The organism is Novosphingobium fuchskuhlense, assembly GCF_001519075.1.
Lineage (GTDB): Bacteria > Pseudomonadota > Alphaproteobacteria > Sphingomonadales > Sphingomonadaceae > Novosphingobium > Novosphingobium fuchskuhlense.
The window spans coordinates 1369723-1385611 of record NZ_KQ954244.1 but is presented as its reverse complement, the minus strand read 5'-3'; the positions used below and the strand labels follow the sequence as shown (position 1 = coordinate 1385611).

At 66.3% G+C, this 15889-nt stretch carries 17 protein-coding genes; 3 read left to right on the top strand and 14 right to left on the bottom strand.

Annotation, left to right across the window (positions count from 1 at the left end; translation table 11 throughout):
• Positions 1-73 precede the first annotated feature (73 nt).
• The 4 genes from AQZ52_RS06410 to AQZ52_RS06395 are packed head-to-tail and all read right to left on the bottom strand — an operon-like array spanning position 74 to position 4228.
• A complete protein-coding gene (locus AQZ52_RS06410) occupies positions 74-1717 on the bottom strand; it encodes a DUF11 domain-containing protein (protein ID WP_156424793.1) in 1644 nt (547 codons plus the stop codon).
• Between the two features lie 56 nt (positions 1718-1773).
• On the bottom strand, positions 1774-2106 hold the full coding sequence (locus AQZ52_RS06405; protein WP_067907436.1) for a 2Fe-2S iron-sulfur cluster-binding protein: 333 nt from the start codon (positions 2104-2106) through the stop codon (positions 1774-1776).
• Between the two features lie 2 nt (positions 2107-2108).
• On the bottom strand, positions 2109-3182 hold the full coding sequence (locus tag AQZ52_RS06400) for a cysteine desulfurase family protein (protein ID WP_067907434.1): 1074 nt from the start codon (positions 3180-3182) through the stop codon (positions 2109-2111).
• Positions 3179-4228 (bottom strand): cysteine desulfurase family protein, encoded by a 1050-nt coding sequence (locus AQZ52_RS06395; RefSeq protein WP_067907431.1) that lies wholly within the window; start codon positions 4226-4228, stop codon positions 3179-3181. The genes AQZ52_RS06400 and AQZ52_RS06395 overlap by 4 nt, the downstream gene beginning before the upstream one ends.
• Positions 4229-4361: 133 nt before the next feature.
• On the opposite strand from AQZ52_RS06395, the gene AQZ52_RS06390 reads away from it, so the two are divergent.
• Positions 4362-5018: an alpha/beta hydrolase gene (locus AQZ52_RS06390; RefSeq protein WP_067907429.1), complete on the top strand. Its 657-nt coding sequence runs from the start codon at positions 4362-4364 to the stop codon at positions 5016-5018.
• 43 nt (positions 5019-5061) lie between these two features.
• Here AQZ52_RS06390 and AQZ52_RS06385 read toward each other — a convergent pair whose 3' ends face one another.
• From AQZ52_RS06385 to AQZ52_RS06360, 6 genes are all read right to left on the bottom strand, one after another.
• On the bottom strand, positions 5062-5823 hold the full coding sequence (locus AQZ52_RS06385) for an SDR family NAD(P)-dependent oxidoreductase (RefSeq protein ID WP_067909569.1): 762 nt from the start codon (positions 5821-5823) through the stop codon (positions 5062-5064).
• 765 nt (positions 5824-6588) lie between these two features.
• Positions 6589-7425 carry an SDR family oxidoreductase gene (locus tag AQZ52_RS06380; RefSeq protein ID WP_067907426.1) on the bottom strand — a complete coding sequence of 279 codons (837 nt, stop codon included), beginning with the start codon at positions 7423-7425 and terminating at the stop codon, positions 6589-6591.
• A complete protein-coding gene (locus tag AQZ52_RS06375) occupies positions 7422-7634 on the bottom strand; it encodes a hypothetical protein (protein ID WP_205626417.1) in 213 nt (70 codons plus the stop codon). Before AQZ52_RS06375 ends, AQZ52_RS06380 begins: the two co-directional genes overlap by 4 nt.
• Before the next feature lie 43 nt (positions 7635-7677).
• Positions 7678-8037, bottom strand: a complete 360-nt coding sequence (locus tag AQZ52_RS06370) for a hypothetical protein (RefSeq protein ID WP_067907424.1) — start codon at positions 8035-8037, stop codon at positions 7678-7680.
• Positions 8038-8178: 141 nt separating this feature from the next.
• Positions 8179-8775, bottom strand: coding sequence for a calcium-binding protein (locus AQZ52_RS19205; RefSeq protein ID WP_067907421.1), 597 nt, complete (start codon positions 8773-8775; stop codon positions 8179-8181).
• Between the two features lie 235 nt (positions 8776-9010).
• Complete coding sequence (locus tag AQZ52_RS06360) at positions 9011-10147, bottom strand: acyltransferase family protein (protein ID WP_067907418.1); 1137 nt, start codon at positions 10145-10147, stop codon at positions 9011-9013.
• Between the two features lie 149 nt (positions 10148-10296).
• Between AQZ52_RS06360 and AQZ52_RS06355 the strand changes: the two genes are divergently transcribed.
• Complete coding sequence (locus AQZ52_RS06355) at positions 10297-12153, top strand: DUF885 domain-containing protein (protein WP_067907415.1); 1857 nt, start codon at positions 10297-10299, stop codon at positions 12151-12153.
• Positions 12154-12163: 10 nt separating this feature from the next.
• On the opposite strand, the gene AQZ52_RS06350 is transcribed toward AQZ52_RS06355, so the two are convergent.
• The 4 genes from AQZ52_RS06350 to AQZ52_RS06335 form a co-directional block, all read right to left on the bottom strand.
• A complete protein-coding gene (locus tag AQZ52_RS06350; protein WP_067907412.1) occupies positions 12164-12619 on the bottom strand; it encodes an SRPBCC domain-containing protein in 456 nt (151 codons plus the stop codon).
• Complete coding sequence (locus tag AQZ52_RS06345) at positions 12616-13254, bottom strand: glutathione S-transferase family protein (RefSeq protein WP_067907409.1); 639 nt, start codon at positions 13252-13254, stop codon at positions 12616-12618. Before AQZ52_RS06345 ends, AQZ52_RS06350 begins: the two co-directional genes overlap by 4 nt.
• Before the next feature lie 3 nt (positions 13255-13257).
• Positions 13258-14052 carry a VOC family protein gene (locus AQZ52_RS06340; RefSeq protein WP_067907406.1) on the bottom strand — a complete coding sequence of 265 codons (795 nt, stop codon included), beginning with the start codon at positions 14050-14052 and terminating at the stop codon, positions 13258-13260.
• Between the two features lie 78 nt (positions 14053-14130).
• On the bottom strand, positions 14131-14790 hold the full coding sequence (locus AQZ52_RS06335; RefSeq protein WP_067907404.1) for a glutathione S-transferase family protein: 660 nt from the start codon (positions 14788-14790) through the stop codon (positions 14131-14133).
• Positions 14791-14878: 88 nt separating this feature from the next.
• Here AQZ52_RS06335 and AQZ52_RS06330 point away from each other — a divergent pair, with 88 nt between their 5' ends.
• Positions 14879-15871: an AAA family ATPase gene (locus tag AQZ52_RS06330; RefSeq protein WP_067907401.1), complete on the top strand. Its 993-nt coding sequence runs from the start codon at positions 14879-14881 to the stop codon at positions 15869-15871.
• The last annotated feature ends 18 nt before the right edge of the window (positions 15872-15889 follow it).

Below are 15889 nucleotides of genomic sequence, written 5' to 3'. Positions count from 1 at the left end.
GCAACCCGGGCGGGCGCAGGGGAACAGGGGGTGTGCCCGGTTTACCCGGAAGTTTTAGCCTCGGGATCCCCGCTCATTTCAGCATGGCATCGAAGGTGATCGCAAAACTGGCCCCCGCCGTCAGCGTCGTCGCCGTCGCGGTCAGCGTGCCGGCAAGGAACGAGACGCCATAGGGATCGGTCTCGTCCGCGCCGGTCGCATCGTCGTCCTCCACGGTGGTCGCGGTCGCGCAGGTATTGCCGCTGCGCGCGGAGCCGGGCGTATAGGTGATGCCGGCGGGCAGCAGATCGGTCGCGGCGACATAGGTGCCTGCGAGCGTGCCGGGATTGGTGACAAGAATGCAGTAGCGCAGCGCAGCGCCGGGGATTGCCTTGGGATTGCTGGCATTGATGGGGTCGGACAGCACCGCGGATGTCTTCGTCACCACCAGCGCCGGCACGCGCGTGTTCGTGTAGGTGCACACGATGGCCGTTTCTGCAGCGCCGATGGTGAGGCCATCGGACAAATTGGTATCCGCCGCCCCCGTGCAGGCTACCGTACCGAAATACCGGCTGACATTGGCACTCCCTAAGGTTTCGGCCAGCATGACCGTCTCGCCCAGCACGACCGGCGTGGGCGTCGGGCTCGTCACCAGTGCGCCGGCCGTCGTGGCGGTGGCGGACAGCGTGCCGATCGCGGTGGTCCCGCGCGAGAGCGTGACATCGGCCTTGTCGCCCACCGTGGCATCGGCCCACTGCTTGCGCAGGGTGACGCGGCCATCGTTGTCGGTGATCGTGTAGGTGCCGGTCGTCTGCACCGCGGCACCGCAGGTCGTGGTGTTGGCAATGGTGTAGCCGGTGCCGGCGCTGATCGAGAAGGCGATGGTCTCAGCCGATTCCACGGCCGTGTCGTCGACCACATTGATGCCGAGCGCCACCGGGCTGTTGTAGTAGGTGCCCGCAGGGATCGTCACGGTGAAGGTCGAGGCGTTGCCCGGGGTGGTGTAATCGGTGCCGAGCGTGGCGGTGCCCCCGGTGATGTTGACGATGACGTTGATCGCGCTGGTTGTGGCCCCGGTGACCAGCAGGGTCGCCATGTTGGCGTTCGGCACGCTCTCCGCGCCCGTGCTGCTCGCGGCCGATATCTGCACGAAGGGCCGCAAGGTAAGCTGGATCGCATCGAGGAAGTTGCCGAACGAACCGGCGTCGTTGGTGGTGAATTGCACGCGCTGCATGCCCGAGGCGCCGGAATAGGTCGCCGTCCCGGTGTTGACGTTCCAAACCTGGTTTGCAGTGGTGGAGGCCTGCGTCGCCAGCGTCTGGATCACCGTGCCGGAACTATTGGCCACCTGGAACCGCGCGGTCTGCGTGGCCGGGCCACCGACGCGCGCACGGTGCGCGAAGGTCCAGCCGAACGGCTCGCCGTTGATCAGGCAGATGTTCTGAAACAGCGTGCCGTTGGTGTTGGCGTTCATTTCCGCAAACACGTTGCCCGCAAAAGCCGGCACACCATTGAAGTCGGTGTCCCACAGTTCGATCTCGCCAGTGGTCGAACTCCACCCCGGCACCGACGCGATCGGCAGGATCTCGAAATTGGGCGCGCCGGGCCCCGCCGGATCGTTCGCCTCGAACGAAGGGTTCTGCAGTGCGCGGAGCTGGGCATGAGCCGGGGCCGCCCCGAACAGAGCCAGCGCGCAGAGCACGGCGCGTGACAACCGCTGCAGCAAGGACTGGCGCAAATTCGCTCCCCGAAGCGGCCCTTGATCCAGGCCTAGGGGTATTCCCGTAGCGCGCCTCAGCGCCCCTGCATATCCCGCGCTTCTTCCGGCACGCGCACTTCGATCCCATCGAGCGCGTCGGTCAGCACGATCTGGCACGCAAGGCGGCTGGTGCGTGTCACCCCGGCGGCGAGGTCGAGCATGTCCTCCTCGTCCTCGCTGGCGGGGGGGAGCCTGTCGAACCATTCGGCGGCGACGACGACATGGCAGGTCGAGCAGGCCATCTGCCCCTCGCACGTGCCTTCGAGCGGCATCCCGGCGTTCTGGCCCACTTCGAGCAGCCGCGTGCCAGCCGCCGCTTCGGCGCTGATCTGCTGATCCTGCGCGGTGATGAAGGTGACCTTGACCATGGCTACAACGCTCCCTGAGCTTCCACAGCCGCGGTGATCGCGGCCGCCGCCCGTTCAAGCTCCTCAACCCCGGTATAGCGTCCGAAGCCGATCCGGATCGCGGTTTTTGCTTCCCTGTCCGAAAGTCCGAGCGCGCGCAAGACATGGCTGGGGCGGCCAGAGCCACTGGCGCAGGCGGAACCAGCGGAAAAGGCGAGAGTGCGGCAATCCGACATCAGTCGGGCCACATCGAGGCCATCGCGGCGGATGTTGAGATTGCCATGCCAGCGTGCCTGCGCGTCCCCGTTCAGCGTCCAGCCCGAAAACAGCGCGCGGGCCTGCTGCCACAGGCGCTCCACATGCTGTCCATCGCTTTCGCGCAGACTTGTGCACAGCCTTGCCGCCGCGCCGAACCCGGCACAGAGCGCGGGGCTGAGCGTGCCCGAGCGCAAGCCCTGCTCCTGCCCGCCACCATGGATCAGCGGCGCAAGGGCAATGCCATCGCGCACCCACAGCGCGCCGATGCCCTTGGGGCCGTGGAGCTTGTGCGCGGAGATCGCGATCATGTCGGCCTGGGCGGGCGGGGCGAGCTTGCCTGCGCCCTGCACCGCATCGCACAGAAACAGCGCGCCCGCCGCATGGGCCGCATCGGCCAGCGCATCGACCGGCTGGATGGTGCCGATCTCGTTGTTGACCTGCATGACGGCGACGAGGCCGGTGCCTGCCGGGATGGGCGCAGCGGTATCGACCAGCCCGCCGGAGGTGACGGGCAGCACCGCGCAAGCGGGATCGGCAAAACGCGCGGTATCGAGCACGGCGGCGTGTTCGATGGCCGAGACGGCCACGCGTTTTGCGCCGCAGCCAAGGATCGCGAGGTTGAGCGCCTCGGTTGCGCCCGAGGTGAAGATCACGCGGCCACCTGCGGGGAACAGGTCGGCGACCTGTTCGCGCGCCAGTTCGACCGCAGCAGCGGCGGCGCGGCCCGGGCGGTGCGGGCTGTGGGGATTGGCGAAACCGTCTTCCGCCAGCCAGCGCAGCATCGCCTCGCGCGCTTCGGGGGCGAGCGGCGTGGTGGCCTGGTAGTCCAGATAGATCATGCGTTCACCTCGGCCCAAGCCTGAGCAAAGGCATCGAGTTCGGCGGGCGTTGTGCTCCAACCAAGGCTCACCCGGATCGTGCGGCGCGCCACATCGGGATCGATCCCGAAGCCCTGCAGCACGCGGCTCGGCTTCAGCGTGCCGGAGGAACAGGCGCTCCCGGCGGAAATCGCAAAGCCCAGCGAATCCATGCGGATCAGCATGGCCGTGGCCGCCAGGCGCGGCGCAGCAACGGCAAAGATGTGCGAGCACTGGTGGCCGGGTGTGAGCACTTCGCCGTGGCGCAGCAGCGCGTTCCTGAAATCGAACCGCTGCTCGGCGGTTGTCTGCCAGCTTTCGATGTCTCCCGCCTCGAGCGCGGCGGCAAGGCCAAGCGCGCCGGGGAGGTTTTCGGTGCCTTGGCGATAGCCGCGCTCCTGCCCGCCGCTAGGCTCCAGCATCGCCCAATCGCGCACCAGCAGCGCGCCCACGCCAATCGGCCCGCCCAGCTTGTGCGCGGAGACCACCACCATGTCCGCATCCGGCAAGGCCCCCTTGCCCGCCGATTGCGAACAATCCGCCAGCAGCAGCCCGCCCGCCGCGCGCACCTGCTCCAAAAGAGGATTGCGCAGGAAAGGCATCAGGACAGTGCCCGTTTCCGAATTGACCGACTGCACGGCGACCACCGCCCGGCCGGGCTGCGCGAGCATGGCGGCAAGCGCCTCGGCATCGGGTTCGCCCTCGCGGATGGGCAGCACGACGGCATCAGGCGCCGCGCGAAAGACAGCATCATGCTCCACCGCCGTGACGATCCGCCGATCCGCGTGAGCCCGGCCAAGGCCGATCGCCAGCGCCTCGCTCGCGCCGGAGGTGAAGATCACCTCGCCCGGCCAGCCCAGCGCCGCCTTCACCCGGATGCGCGCGTCCTCCAGCGCCGCCCGTGCGGCGCGGCCCGCCTTGTGTGGGCTGGAGGGGTTGGCCCAGAGCGCAAAGCCTTCGAGCATGGCCTCGCGCGCTGCGGGCAGCAGCGGCGTGGTGGCGGCATGATCGAGGTAGATCGGAGGCATGAAGGATCGCTCTGGCGGGAATGATTGCTTTTGAGGCAACCATTTCTATATAGCGGCTTCTCGCTTTTCCCAGCCCCGGCGTGCCGCGCGGCCCAATGGCCCGCACATGAGGGTGGGCAGATCAGGACAGTCCATGCCCGCAGTCATCTTTCCCGGTCCCGATGGTCGCCTCGAAGGCCGGTTCCAGCCCGCCAGCCGTCCGCGTGCGCCTGTCGCCATGATCCTGCACCCGCACCCGCAGGCCGGCGGCACGATGAACGACCGCATCACGCAGGCGATGTACAAGACCTTCGTGCAGCGCGGCTTTGCGGTGCTGCGCTTCAACTTCCGCGGCGTGGGCCGCAGCCAGGGCAGCTTCGACAACGGCATCGGCGAACTGTCGGACGCCGCCGCCGCGCTCGACTGGGTGCAGTCGATCCACCCCGAGGCGAGCACGACGTGGATCGCGGGCTATTCGTTCGGGGCGCTGATCGGCATGCAGCTCCTGATGCGCCGCCCGGAAATCCGCGGCTTCATCTCGGTCGCGCCGCCGGCCAACATGTATGATTTCAGCTTCCTCGCCCCCTGCCCCGCCAGCGGCATCATCGTGCAGGGCGCGGCGGATACGGTGGTGACGCCCAACGCGGTGCAGAAGCTGGTCGACAAGCTGCGCACGCAGAAGCACATCACCATCCACCACGACGAGATCCCCCGCGCCAACCACTTCTTCGAGAACGAACTCGACGACATGATGCGCGCGGTGGACAACTATCTCGACATGCGCCTCTCGCCGGATTGCCCGATCCGCTGAGACGGCAAGGCCCCCTCCCCCGGCGGAAGAGGGGGTATTCCGCTCAGAACTGGACGCGCTTGGTATAGCCGCCATCGACGACGATGTTCGCGCCCGTCATCGCCAGACAGGCCGGCGAGGCGACGAACACGATCGCGCGGGCCAGTTCCTCGCCCGTGGCCATGCGGCCGATCGGAATCTTGGCGAGGGTGGCATCGTAGAACGGCGTCATCTTTTCCTTGATGTAGGCCCACGGGCCGTCCTCGGTCATGATCGGACCCGGCGTGATGCAGTTGACGCGGATGCCATCGGGCGCAAGCGCCTGCGACAGGTCCGACGAATAGACCATGACCGCCGCCTTCAGCGCATTGTAGGGCTGCACGCCCATGAATTCCTCGACCGCGCCGGTCGAGCTCATGCAGATGATCGAGCCGGCATCCGACTTGAGGAGGTGGGGCTTCGCCGCCGCAACGCCGCGGCGCATGGGCAGGATATCGGCCTGCATCACCGCATCCCAGCCGGCATCGCTGTCCTCACCCAGATTGGCCGAGGTGAAGCTGATGAAGATATCGCAACCGCCGAGCGCTGCGGCCGCGCGGTCAACGAAGGCGGGAACCGCTTCGGCATCGGTCACGTTGAGGGCTTCGGAATAGACCGTGACCCCGCTGGGCGCGAGTTCGCCCACGATCTTGTCGACCTTGACCTGCGTGCGCCCGCAGACCGCGACGTGGCAGCCCTCCGCCGCAAGCGCGAGCGCCACCTGCCGCCCGATTCCGCCATTGGCGCCGACGAGAATGGCCTTCCTGTCCTTGAGCCCCAGATCCATTGCGCGTTCCTTTTGTTCGATGATGTGATGCGCAACCATGGGTAAGCCGCGCCGCCCCGGCCACTCCCGATTTGGGCAGTGACGCCGCGTCACTGCCACAAAGACGCTGCCAGTTTGCAGACGCTACGGCCAGCCTGACCGTTCAGCAAGAGACGGGACAAGAAGGTTGCCGCCCGGGCATTCCAACGCCGCAAGCCGATGGCCTGCACACAGCGCCGAGCGCATCGCCGATCAGCGAAAATACATTAACCAAAGTAGGGAGTAAGACACGCCCTTTTAATTAAGTCTATATACTTATATCTAGACCGCAGCTATTCCGCAGAACCTTTTAAAATATTGGTTTTAAATTCTTTTTTTCTTTTCCTGGCGGGCCATTTTTCGTTCGTCAAACCTGTGGATAAGTTTGAAGATTCCCTTGCCACCGAGTCGCGGTCATGACCATTAACCATAGTCTTTAACCGAAACGGTGAAAGGCCTGAGAACAAAACAAGAGGGACCGCCATGAAGAAGCTACTTGTTGCCGCGCTCATACTTCTGTGCGTTGCGCCCGCCGCCGCCCGACCCACGCTGAACCCCAACTTGTCGTGTCTGAACGGCCACCGCCTGATCACGGTTCCTTTCCCGCACTGGGTGCCTTGCTGACATCCATCCGGAGCACCACCAACGGGGTTGCCCGCGAGGCAACCCCTGCGAGCCGGACGACGCAGGACCCCGGCAAGGCCGACCGCCCGCCCCCTGCCCCGCAAGGTGAGGCTGGCCAGGCATTCAGAGCACGAAGTGATCCCCCGCCGCGCGGACGGTGACTTCGGAAATCGAGACGCCCCACGGCTGGTTGATCGCGTGGATCACCGCATCGGCGATGTGATCGGGCGCAAGGCTGGCGTAGTCGATAGACTCGGGGCTAAGGCGTTCGGCCGGAAAGGTGCCCGCACCCATCTGCTGCACCATATCCATGAAATCGGGCATGTTGTGCGCCACGATGCCGACGCCGGCGGCCGGGTTGATCACCGTGCCGGAAAGGCCGGTGGTGGGAACCCCGGTCGGCTTGATCGTCGTCACCTTGATCTTGCCACGGCTTTCGACGCGCAGCGATTCCGAGAGGAAGTTCACCGCCGACTTGGAGGCGCCATAGACCGCCGCGCCGATCACCGGGAAATTGCCGTAGATCGACGAAAGGTTGACGATCTGCCCGCGCCCGGCGGCGATCATCGGATCGTAGGCGGCGACCATGCCGTTGAGCACGCCCTTGATGTTGATATCGATGCAGCGCTCCCACGCCGGATAGGCCGCCTCGTGATCGGAGAAGAACGCCAGCGGCATGATCCCGGCATTGTTGATCATCACGTCGATGCCACCGTGGGCCGCGATGGCGGCGGCGACCAGCGCCTTGACGGCGGCGAGATCGCGCACGTCGGTCTCGACAGCCAGCGCGCTGCCGCCGGCACCAGTGACCAGCGCGGCCGTCGCCTCGGCGGCGGCAAGATCGATATCGCCGCAGGTGACATGCGCGCCGAGCGCGGCGGCCTTCTGCGCGACGAGGCGGCCAAAGCCGCCGCCCGCGCCGGTGATGACGATCGATTTGCCGGCAATATGGTTGGTCATCGGGGACTTTCGCTGGATGTGGCCGCCGTGGCCAGCGTCTTGCCGTCAGTGGTCGGCAGCGACCAGATGATCACGTTGGTGACCATCACGGCGGCGAGGATGGCCATGAGCGCGGGCCGCTGGCGCGCGCCCTTGCGCCACAGAAACGCCGCGCCCGCGACGAGCGCGAGCGCGGTGAGCATGGCAAGCGAGAGGGCCGCGTCGGTCACGCTATGCGGTCTGGCGGTCTGACTCGTCGCGCTGTCTCGCCGGTCAGGACTTGAACAGTCCGGAGGCGAGGCCACCGAGGTTGCCGAGGGGATTTTCGCCATCCTTGCCCCCGAGCAGGCCGCCGAGCATGTTCGCAGCATCGGGATGCTGGCCGAGGGCGGTGGCGAAGCTGGCGAGCGAGCCTTCGCCGCCGATGTGGCCGACGATTTGCTGCAGGATGCCGGCGTCGATCCCGGTGTTGGCCGCGGCAGTCTCGACTGTGTCGGTCGGCGCGGCGTGGCCGGCAGCGAGGCCGGCGATGGCGGTTTCGACCATGGTCGGATCGATGCCGACTTTGGCGGCTAGGTTCTTGACGTCGACGTTGCTGCTGATCTGGCCCAGAATCTGGTCAAAAATGCTCATGCGCCTGCTCCCGTGGCTGATGTGCCGAGCGGAGCCTAGCGCGCGCGGCGACGCGGCGCCACTGGGCAGATGATGCTTTTTGCCGGAGCAGGCTGCGGGTGGTGACCCGCAGCCTGCTCCGGCGCGAAGCGCCATCCGCGATCAGACCAGGATCGTATCGGGGTGGATCCCGTTAAGCGTGAGCGCCTGGGTGTGGCCCGCGGCGTCATTCAGCAAGAAGGTGATGCCATCGTTCTGGCCACCGATGATCTCGTAGTAGCTGCCCTTGGTGGGGTTCGCCTTGAGGAAGTCGACCATCGCGTTGATATCCTCCTTGCCGTCGATGAAATACGAGCCGGTGCCCTTGCGCGCCATGTTGAGGCCGCCGAAGATGTCGTCGAAGCCGGTGATGCGCACGTTGTCGCCATCGACGAAGGTGAGATCGGTGACGATCACCCACTGCCAGACTTCGGCAACGCCGTGGCCGCCGCTGAAGCTCATCGGCGCGAAACCTTCTGCCGAACGGAACACGAACTGGTCCGCGCCGGCGCCGCCGGTCAGCGAATCCTGGCCACCGCCGCCCTTGAGAACGTCGTTGCCATCGCCGCCATAGAGGAAGTCCTTGCCCGCACCGCCATAGAGCATGTCATCGCCGGAGCCGCCCTTGATGATATCCTTGCCGGCGCCGCCTGAAATAGTATCGGCACCCGTAGTACCAATGATGGAATTGTTGCTCTTCGTCCCGTTGATCGTCGCCATGATAGTCTCCAATACGCCAATTGATAGTGAGAGGAACACTCTCATCAGGAATTAAGGCTGAATTTCTTGCGAGTTAATTCCACATTTATACTATCATGATCTTGTGCAGTGCACCTATACGTGCAAACCCACTAGGTATTCGTGAGATGCTGCGCCGAATTCTCACACGTCAGTACCACTTTTTCGCAGACGCGAGCTTAACCGGGCTTTCGCGATCATGCCCGCACAAACAGGTTCAGTTCCGAACCAGTTCAGTGCGCGGCCCGTGGCCCAGCAGGCGCTCGGCGCGGCTGAACGGGCTCCGTTCGGCCGGCCGCGTCGAATCGATCCCGGGAAGCCAGCGAGCGGCAAGCCGGGCGCGCAGCGGCTCGTCGAACCACGTCAGGGCAGCCCAGGCAGCGGCGAGCAGCGGCAGGACGAGGAGCATGCTCGACCAGTGCCCACCGCCCACCGTGCCGCCGTACTTGAGCATGCCGCTTGCCATCGCGATCAGCGGCAGGTGCAATCCATAGAGCGGGTAGGACAGGCGGCCCAGCAGGGCACCGCCGGGCAGGACCGCCGCGTGCCCCGCGGCAATGGCGAGCGCCATGATCGCAGGCAGGCAGACAAGCACGACCGCCAGTTCCCACAGCACTGCGGCAACTGGCAGCATGAGGAAATAAAGTAGCGCAATCAAGGCGATGGCAGCCGCCCGCCAGTCCATCACGGGGAGCTGGCCGCGCAGCCGGTGGAGCAGCAGCCCCACCCCGAAACCGAACCCGACGCGCGCGGTGCCGCCAGCCAGCGAGGTGATTTCCCAGCCCAGATGCAGCGTGCCCGCGCGCAGCCCGCAGACCAGCAGCAACGCAGCGCTGGCGGCCACGACGAGCGCGATCACCCGCGTGCCCCGGCCAGCGAGAAAGGCCGCCCAAACGAGGTTCATCGCGATCTCGAAGAACAGCGACCACAGCGGGCCATTGGCCGGAAACATTTCCCACCCCGTCGCCCGGCCTTGCCAGAACTTGGGGAGAATCAAGAGGTTGAGCAGGTTGCCCGCCAGGACTTCACCCAGCGTGTCGGACCGGAGCGGTGCGGCAAAGGCCCGGGCGAGCAGATAGGCACCGCCGAGCGCCGCACCGAGCATGGCAATAGGCGCCATGCGGATCAACCGCCGCGCGGCGAAACCGCTGAAGCGCATGCCGGCGAGAATCCGCGCCTCATAAGCCTCGGCAATGACGAAGCCACTGAGCATGAAGAAGAAATCCACTGCCAGAAAGCCGTTGGGCAGCAGCACCGGGCCGCCCCCGCGGGTGCCGATGTGGAACACCAGCACCACCAGCGCGGCAATCCCGCGCAGCTCATCAAGCAGCCGATAGCGATCATGACCTGGCATCGGCCGGGTTCTCCTTCCGCCGCGAGGAAGGCGGCGAAAGCCCTGCCGAGTCCACGAACGGTTGCTCCATAACGGAAGCATTCCCTGCTCCGGGGATCACCGTGGGCCGGGCTTTGACAGCGGGGCGCGGGTGCGACAGTGTCCGGTCGATGAAAGCACTCCACATCGACCCGATCGCCCCCTCCCCTTCCTTGAGCCGCCGCGAGGCTCTGGCCGGCATGGCCGCAGGGGCCGCCGCCCTCGCGCTGCCCGCCCATGGCCAGACGCCTGCCGCATCCACGCCAGCCGCAGCGCTGCTTGATGATGCGGCATGGCGGCTGCTGGCGCTCAAGCCCGAATCGGCCACGTCGCTGGGGCTCGATACCGGCGCGCATGCGGCCTTGCGCGGCGCGCTGGAGGATCGCTCTGCCGCAGGCCAGGCGGCGGTCGCCGCGCAGGTGCGGGCCGATCTGGCGCGGGTCGAGGCCATGTCCGAGGCCGGGCTCGATCCCGTGACCCGCACCAGCCTGGCCGTGGTGAAGAGTGCCTATCGCACCGCGCTGGACGGATTTGCCCTGCCCTACGGCGATGTGGCGGTGGGAGGATGGCGCAACACGCCCTATGTCGTGATCCAGAATGTGGGTGCCTACATCGACGTGCCGCGCTTCCTCGATTCGGATCATCCGATCCACACGGCGGCCGACGCGGAAGCCTATCTGGCGCGGCTGGCGCAGTTCCCGGCGGTGCTGGAAGGTGAGACGGCGCGGCTCAAGGCCACCGCCGCACAGGGCGTGATCGCTCCCTCGTTCCTGCTCGACAAAGCGATCCGGCAGATGGGCGCAAGCCTCTCGGCTATGGGATCGGGCGGCGGCCTTGTCGAATCGGTCGAACGGCGCACGCGCGAGCAGGGCATTGCCGGAGACTGGGCGGGCCGCGCGCGCGAGATCGTGACCAGGCAGGTCGCCCCGACGCTGGAGCGGCAGCTCGCCGAGCTGATTGCGCAGCGCAAACTGGCGGTGCCGGCAGCCGGCATGCACCAGCGCCCGGGCGGCGATGCGTTCTATGCGTGGGCGCTGCACGCCAGCACGACGACGCGGATGACGCCCGACGAGATCCACAAGCTCGGCCTCGAATCGCTGGCCGAGCTGCAGGGGCGGATGGACCCGATCCTGCGAAAGCTGGGCTATACCAGCGGCACGGTGGGCGAGCGGATGACCGCGCTGGGCAAGGACCCGCGCTTCCAGTTCCCCGACAACGACGAGGGCCGCGCGCAGATCATCGCCTTCATCCAGAAACGCCTGACCTATATCCGCGCGCAGATGCCGCGCGCGTTTTCCCGGCTGGTACGCGGCAATCTGGAAGTGCGGCGCCTGCCTCTGGCGGAAGAGCCCGGCGCACCCGGCGCCTATGGCGGGCCGGGCTCGATCGACGGTTCGATCCCCGGCAAGATGTGGATCAACCTTGGCACCACGCGGCTGCACAGCACCTACAGCCTGCCGACGCTGGTACATCACGAGGCGATCCCAGGCCACGTATGGCAGGGCGAGTATTCCAACCAGTTGCCGACGATCCGCGCGATGCTGGCGTTCAACGCCTATTCGGAAGGCTGGGCACTCTATTCAGAAACGTTGGGCGACGAACTGGGCGCCTATGACGACGATCCCGTCGGCAAGCTCGGCTATCTGCAGTCGATCGCCTTCCGCGCCTGCCGTCTGGTGGTCGACACCGGGCTCCATGCGCGCGAATGGACCCGCGAGCAGGCGATCGACTGGTTTGCCAATACAAACGGCTCGGGCCGCGACGAGGTGACGAGCGAGGTCGAGCGCTATTGCAGCTGGCCGGGGCAGGCCTGCGGCTATTTCATCGGCCGCAGCGAGATCCTGCGCCAGCGCGCGCGGGCGCAGGCGGCGCTTGGCAAGGCCTATGACCTGCGCGACTACAACAACGCGGTGGTCGAGGGCGGCAATGTGCCGCTCGACGTGCTGGCGGCGAATATCGACCGGTATATTGCGGGGAAGAAGGGCTGAGCAGCTCCGCTCAGCCTGCTTCGCACAGCGCCTGGAGCTGATCGGCAGCGGCGTTCCAGCCGGCCTCGAAACCCATGTCCCGGTGTTGCTTCATAGCCTCTTCGGTCCAGTGGCGTGCGCTGGCGGTGTAGCGCGTGCCATCCCCTTCAGCAGCCACTTCCCACGTGCCGATCATGAACGGCCCCGAAGGCAGGAACGTGCCGGTAGCAGGATCAAGCCTGACCGCATCGGTCACGACGAAGCGGCGGCCCTCGTCCCACGCGAGGTACATCCCCTCGTTCGGCATGACTTCGCCGTTCGGGCCATGCATCACCATGTTGGCAGCCCCGCCGGCGCGGCGCTCCTGAAGGACGATCTCCGCGCGCCATGGCCTGGGGCACCACCATTCTTCCATCCGGTTGACCAGCACGTCCCATACGCGTTCGGTGGGTGCGGCAATGATGCGGGTGATGGTGAGCGCGTTCATCCGTTTTCTCCTGCGCGCGCCGCCTTGATCAGGTCGCGGTCGATGGCCTTGGCGGACTGGTAGCCCGCGCGGGTGCGGAGGCGTTCGGCATAGGCGGCGAAAGCAGGGAGCGGCGGGATCGAGCCGAAGTTGAGGCCCCAGTCGATCTGGCTGCCGACATAGACGTCCGCCATGGTGAAGCGCGCGCCGCAGACCCAGTCGCGGCCGGAAAGCAGGCCTTCCATCACGTCGATGGTGCGCTCGTAGGTGCCGAAGCCCGCCATGCCGGATTTGCCCTCGGGCACGTCCCAGCCCATCGCGCGGCTGACAACCGCCTGTTCAAGCGGCCCCGCCGCGAAGAACAGCCAACGATAGTAATCGGCCTTTTCCTCATCGCGCGGGAAGAGATCAGCCTCTGCGTGCAGATCGGCAAGATAGGCGCAGATCGCGGCGCATTCGGTGATCACGCGGTCGCCCTCCGGCGCGTGGTGGATCAGAGTGGGCACCTTGTTCATCGGGTTGGCGGCGACGAGTTCCGGCGGGCGGCTGGCCCAGTCGACGAGCACCTGTTCGTAGTCCGCACCTGCCTCGTGCAGCGCCCAGCGGGCGATCTGGCCACGCGACATGGGGACGGTGTAGAACGTATAGTCTGCCATAGCTCAGGCTCCTTTGGGGCCGACAAGCCCGAAGACCGCGCCTTGGGGATCAAGCGCGATCACGTTGTACTCTCCGCCAGGAATTTCGTGCGGACCGAACAGGATCCTACCACCGCCCGCGGCGATTGCGGCAGCTGCAGCGGCGATATCGGGCACGCCGAAATAGAGCGTCCACATCGCCGGCTGGTTCGGGTTCTGACGGCGCATGACCGCGCCGAGCGCGACATCGCCATGGTCCATGAACGCGTAATCGCCCATCTCGCCCATTGGCATCGTGCGGGTGAAGCTGATGCCGAAGTGGCGCGCATAAAAAGCCTTGGCCGCTTCGGGATCGGGGCTGGGCAGCTCGTTCCAGCGCACGTGCTGGGGCTTGTCCGCCGAGAAGACATCGCTGCCGGCATCGGGGCGATCTTCCGGCGGATTCGGCTGCATGAGATAGAACGGAGCGCCGAGCGGATCGCTCACCATGGCGAAGCTGCCTTCGGCAATATCCATGCGCGGGGCAAGCTGCCGGCCGCCATCGGCGAGGATGGCCGTGATCACCGCGTCGAGATCGGCGGCGTGAAGATAGGGCACCCACGCCGGGTGCGCGCCTTCGGCCTGCATTTCGCGCGTGAGCTGGAGCACCCCGCCCTGCCCACCGCCATCGCGGCGCGTGATCATGCGGTAGTCCATGGGCGAGCCGGGCTCAGGCGCGTGGATTGTCCAGCCGACGACGCTGCCGTAGAACGCGGCGGCGGCCTCGGCATCGGTGGTCATCAACTCGTACCAGATGAAGGGGACCTGGGGCCGGGTCATGCAGGTTCTCCCACTGCTGCGAACGGGTGTGTCCAGCCAGCTTACCCGCTTCGGTCCGCGCCGGATCAGGGTTTGCGATCAGACGGGAACGAGATCGGGCAGGATGCGCTGCATGAGGGCGGCTTCCTTCGCCTCCACCGCAGCCCATGAGGGGCGTGCCAGTGCGCGCGCGTGCCACGCGGCGGTCCTGGGATAAGCCTCTGGATTGGGCCCGTGGCCGACATAGCGCAGCGTGCAAAGCATCGAGGCGACCGTGATGTCGGCGATGGTGAAGGTTTCGCCGAGCAGCCAGCCTGCATCCGGCACCACGCTTTCGATATAAGCGAAGATTCGCGGCAGTTCGGCCTCGCCTTCAAGGGCAATCGTCTCGTCGCCGGGCTGGCCGAGGAAGCGCGGGCCGACGACGCGGTTGAACAGGATCTTGAGGCCGGAGGCGGCGAAGATGGTATCGCCGAACTCGTCGAACCACACCGCGCGGCCAAGCGCCTGCGGTTCGCTGGGGATCAGCGCCGGGGCGGGGTATTTCGCCTCGAGGTAGTGGACGATGGCCGACGAATCGGCGAGGCAGAAGCCTTCATCGTCGATCGCGGGGATCTTGGCGAAGGGGCTGACGGCGAGAAATTCCGGGTCCGTGTTGCCCGGTCCGCCGCGCGCCGGGGTATAGTCCACGCCCTTTTCGGCGAGCACCACCGCGACCTTGCGCACGAAGGGTGAAAGCAGGGCCCCATACATTTTCATAGCATCCGCCTCTTGTTCCGGCTCTGCGGCCGAGTCTGCACGCAAAGATTATTGCAGCCTTTGTCTGGCCCGTATAGGCGATGGGGTGATGACCGATATCCCGAACCTGCAGGCCGATACGCGCGCCACCACCGTCCTTGCCGCCCCCGACATCACGCTCAGCGTGCGGGAGACCTTCGGCATTCCCGTCGACATGACCGTGCCGGCCTTCTCCGTGGCCGACGAGCGCGTGCCCGACATCGATCCGAACTACGTGTTCGATCCCGATACCACCCTGGCGATCCTGGCGGGCTTTGCCCACAACCGCCGCGTGATGGTGCAGGGCTATCACGGCACCGGCAAATCGACGCACATCGAACAGGTGGCTGCGCGCCTCAAGTGGCCGTGCATCCGCATCAACCTCGATGCGCACATCAGCCGCATCGACCTGATCGGGCGTGACGCGATCGTGCTGCGCGACGGCCTTCAGGTGACCGAGTTCCGCGAAGGCCTTCTGCCCTGGGCGCTGCAGACGCCGACCGCGCTGGTGTTCGATGAATACGATGCGGGCCGTCCGGACGTGATGTTCGTGATCCAGCGCGTGCTGGAAACCGAAGGCAAGCTGACGCTGCTCGACCAGAACCGCGTGATCCGCCCGAACCCCAACTTCCGCCTCTTCGCCACGGCGAACACGGTGGGTCTTGGCGATACGAGCGGCCTCTATCACGGCACGCAGGCGATCAACCAGGGCCAGATGGACCGCTGGAACATCGTCGTGGCGCTGAACTACCTGCCCGCCGCGACCGAGATCGACGTCGTGACCAAGAAGGTCCCCGGACTCGACGCCAAGACGGCAGCGGACATGGTCCGCGTGGCCGACCTCACCCGCAATGGCTTCATCGCCGGCGACATCTCGACCGTGATGAGCCCTCGTACGGTGATCAGCTGGGCGCAGAACACCGGCATCTTCGGCGATGCCGGCTTCGCCTTCCGCCTCTCGTTCCTCAACAAGTGCGACGAGACCGAGCGGGTGCTGGTGGCCGAATACTACCAGCGCGTGTTCGGCAAGGACCTGCCGGAAAGCGTGGTCGGGAAGGCCTGAGGAAACAGCGAGGGGCGC

Bases quoted from the DNA above. Each gene is read 5' to 3' on its own strand.
- AQZ52_RS06405 (WP_067907436.1), bottom strand. From the start codon at position 2,106: ATGGTCAAGGTCACCTTCATCACCGCGCAGGATCAGCAGATCAGCGCC.
- AQZ52_RS06400 (WP_067907434.1), bottom strand. From the start codon at position 3,182: ATGATCTATCTGGACTACCAGGCCACCACGCCGCTCGCCCCCGAAGCG.
- AQZ52_RS06395 (WP_067907431.1), bottom strand. From the start codon at position 4,228: ATGCCTCCGATCTACCTCGATCATGCCGCCACCACGCCGCTGCTGCCC.
- AQZ52_RS06390 (WP_067907429.1), top strand. From the start codon at position 4,362: ATGCCCGCAGTCATCTTTCCCGGTCCCGATGGTCGCCTCGAAGGCCGG.
- AQZ52_RS06385 (WP_067909569.1), bottom strand. From the start codon at position 5,823: ATGGATCTGGGGCTCAAGGACAGGAAGGCCATTCTCGTCGGCGCCAAT.
- AQZ52_RS06380 (WP_067907426.1), bottom strand. From the start codon at position 7,425: ATGACCAACCATATTGCCGGCAAATCGATCGTCATCACCGGCGCGGGC.
- AQZ52_RS06370 (WP_067907424.1), bottom strand. From the start codon at position 8,037: ATGAGCATTTTTGACCAGATTCTGGGCCAGATCAGCAGCAACGTCGAC.
- AQZ52_RS19205 (WP_067907421.1), bottom strand. From the start codon at position 8,775: ATGGCGACGATCAACGGGACGAAGAGCAACAATTCCATCATTGGTACT.
- AQZ52_RS06360 (WP_067907418.1), bottom strand. From the start codon at position 10,147: ATGCCAGGTCATGATCGCTATCGGCTGCTTGATGAGCTGCGCGGGATT.
- AQZ52_RS06355 (WP_067907415.1), top strand. From the start codon at position 10,297: ATGAAAGCACTCCACATCGACCCGATCGCCCCCTCCCCTTCCTTGAGC.
- AQZ52_RS06350 (WP_067907412.1), bottom strand. From the start codon at position 12,619: ATGAACGCGCTCACCATCACCCGCATCATTGCCGCACCCACCGAACGC.
- AQZ52_RS06345 (WP_067907409.1), bottom strand. From the start codon at position 13,254: ATGGCAGACTATACGTTCTACACCGTCCCCATGTCGCGTGGCCAGATC.
- AQZ52_RS06340 (WP_067907406.1), bottom strand. From the start codon at position 14,052: ATGACCCGGCCCCAGGTCCCCTTCATCTGGTACGAGTTGATGACCACC.
- AQZ52_RS06335 (WP_067907404.1), bottom strand. From the start codon at position 14,790: ATGAAAATGTATGGGGCCCTGCTTTCACCCTTCGTGCGCAAGGTCGCG.
- AQZ52_RS06330 (WP_067907401.1), top strand. From the start codon at position 14,879: ATGACCGATATCCCGAACCTGCAGGCCGATACGCGCGCCACCACCGTC.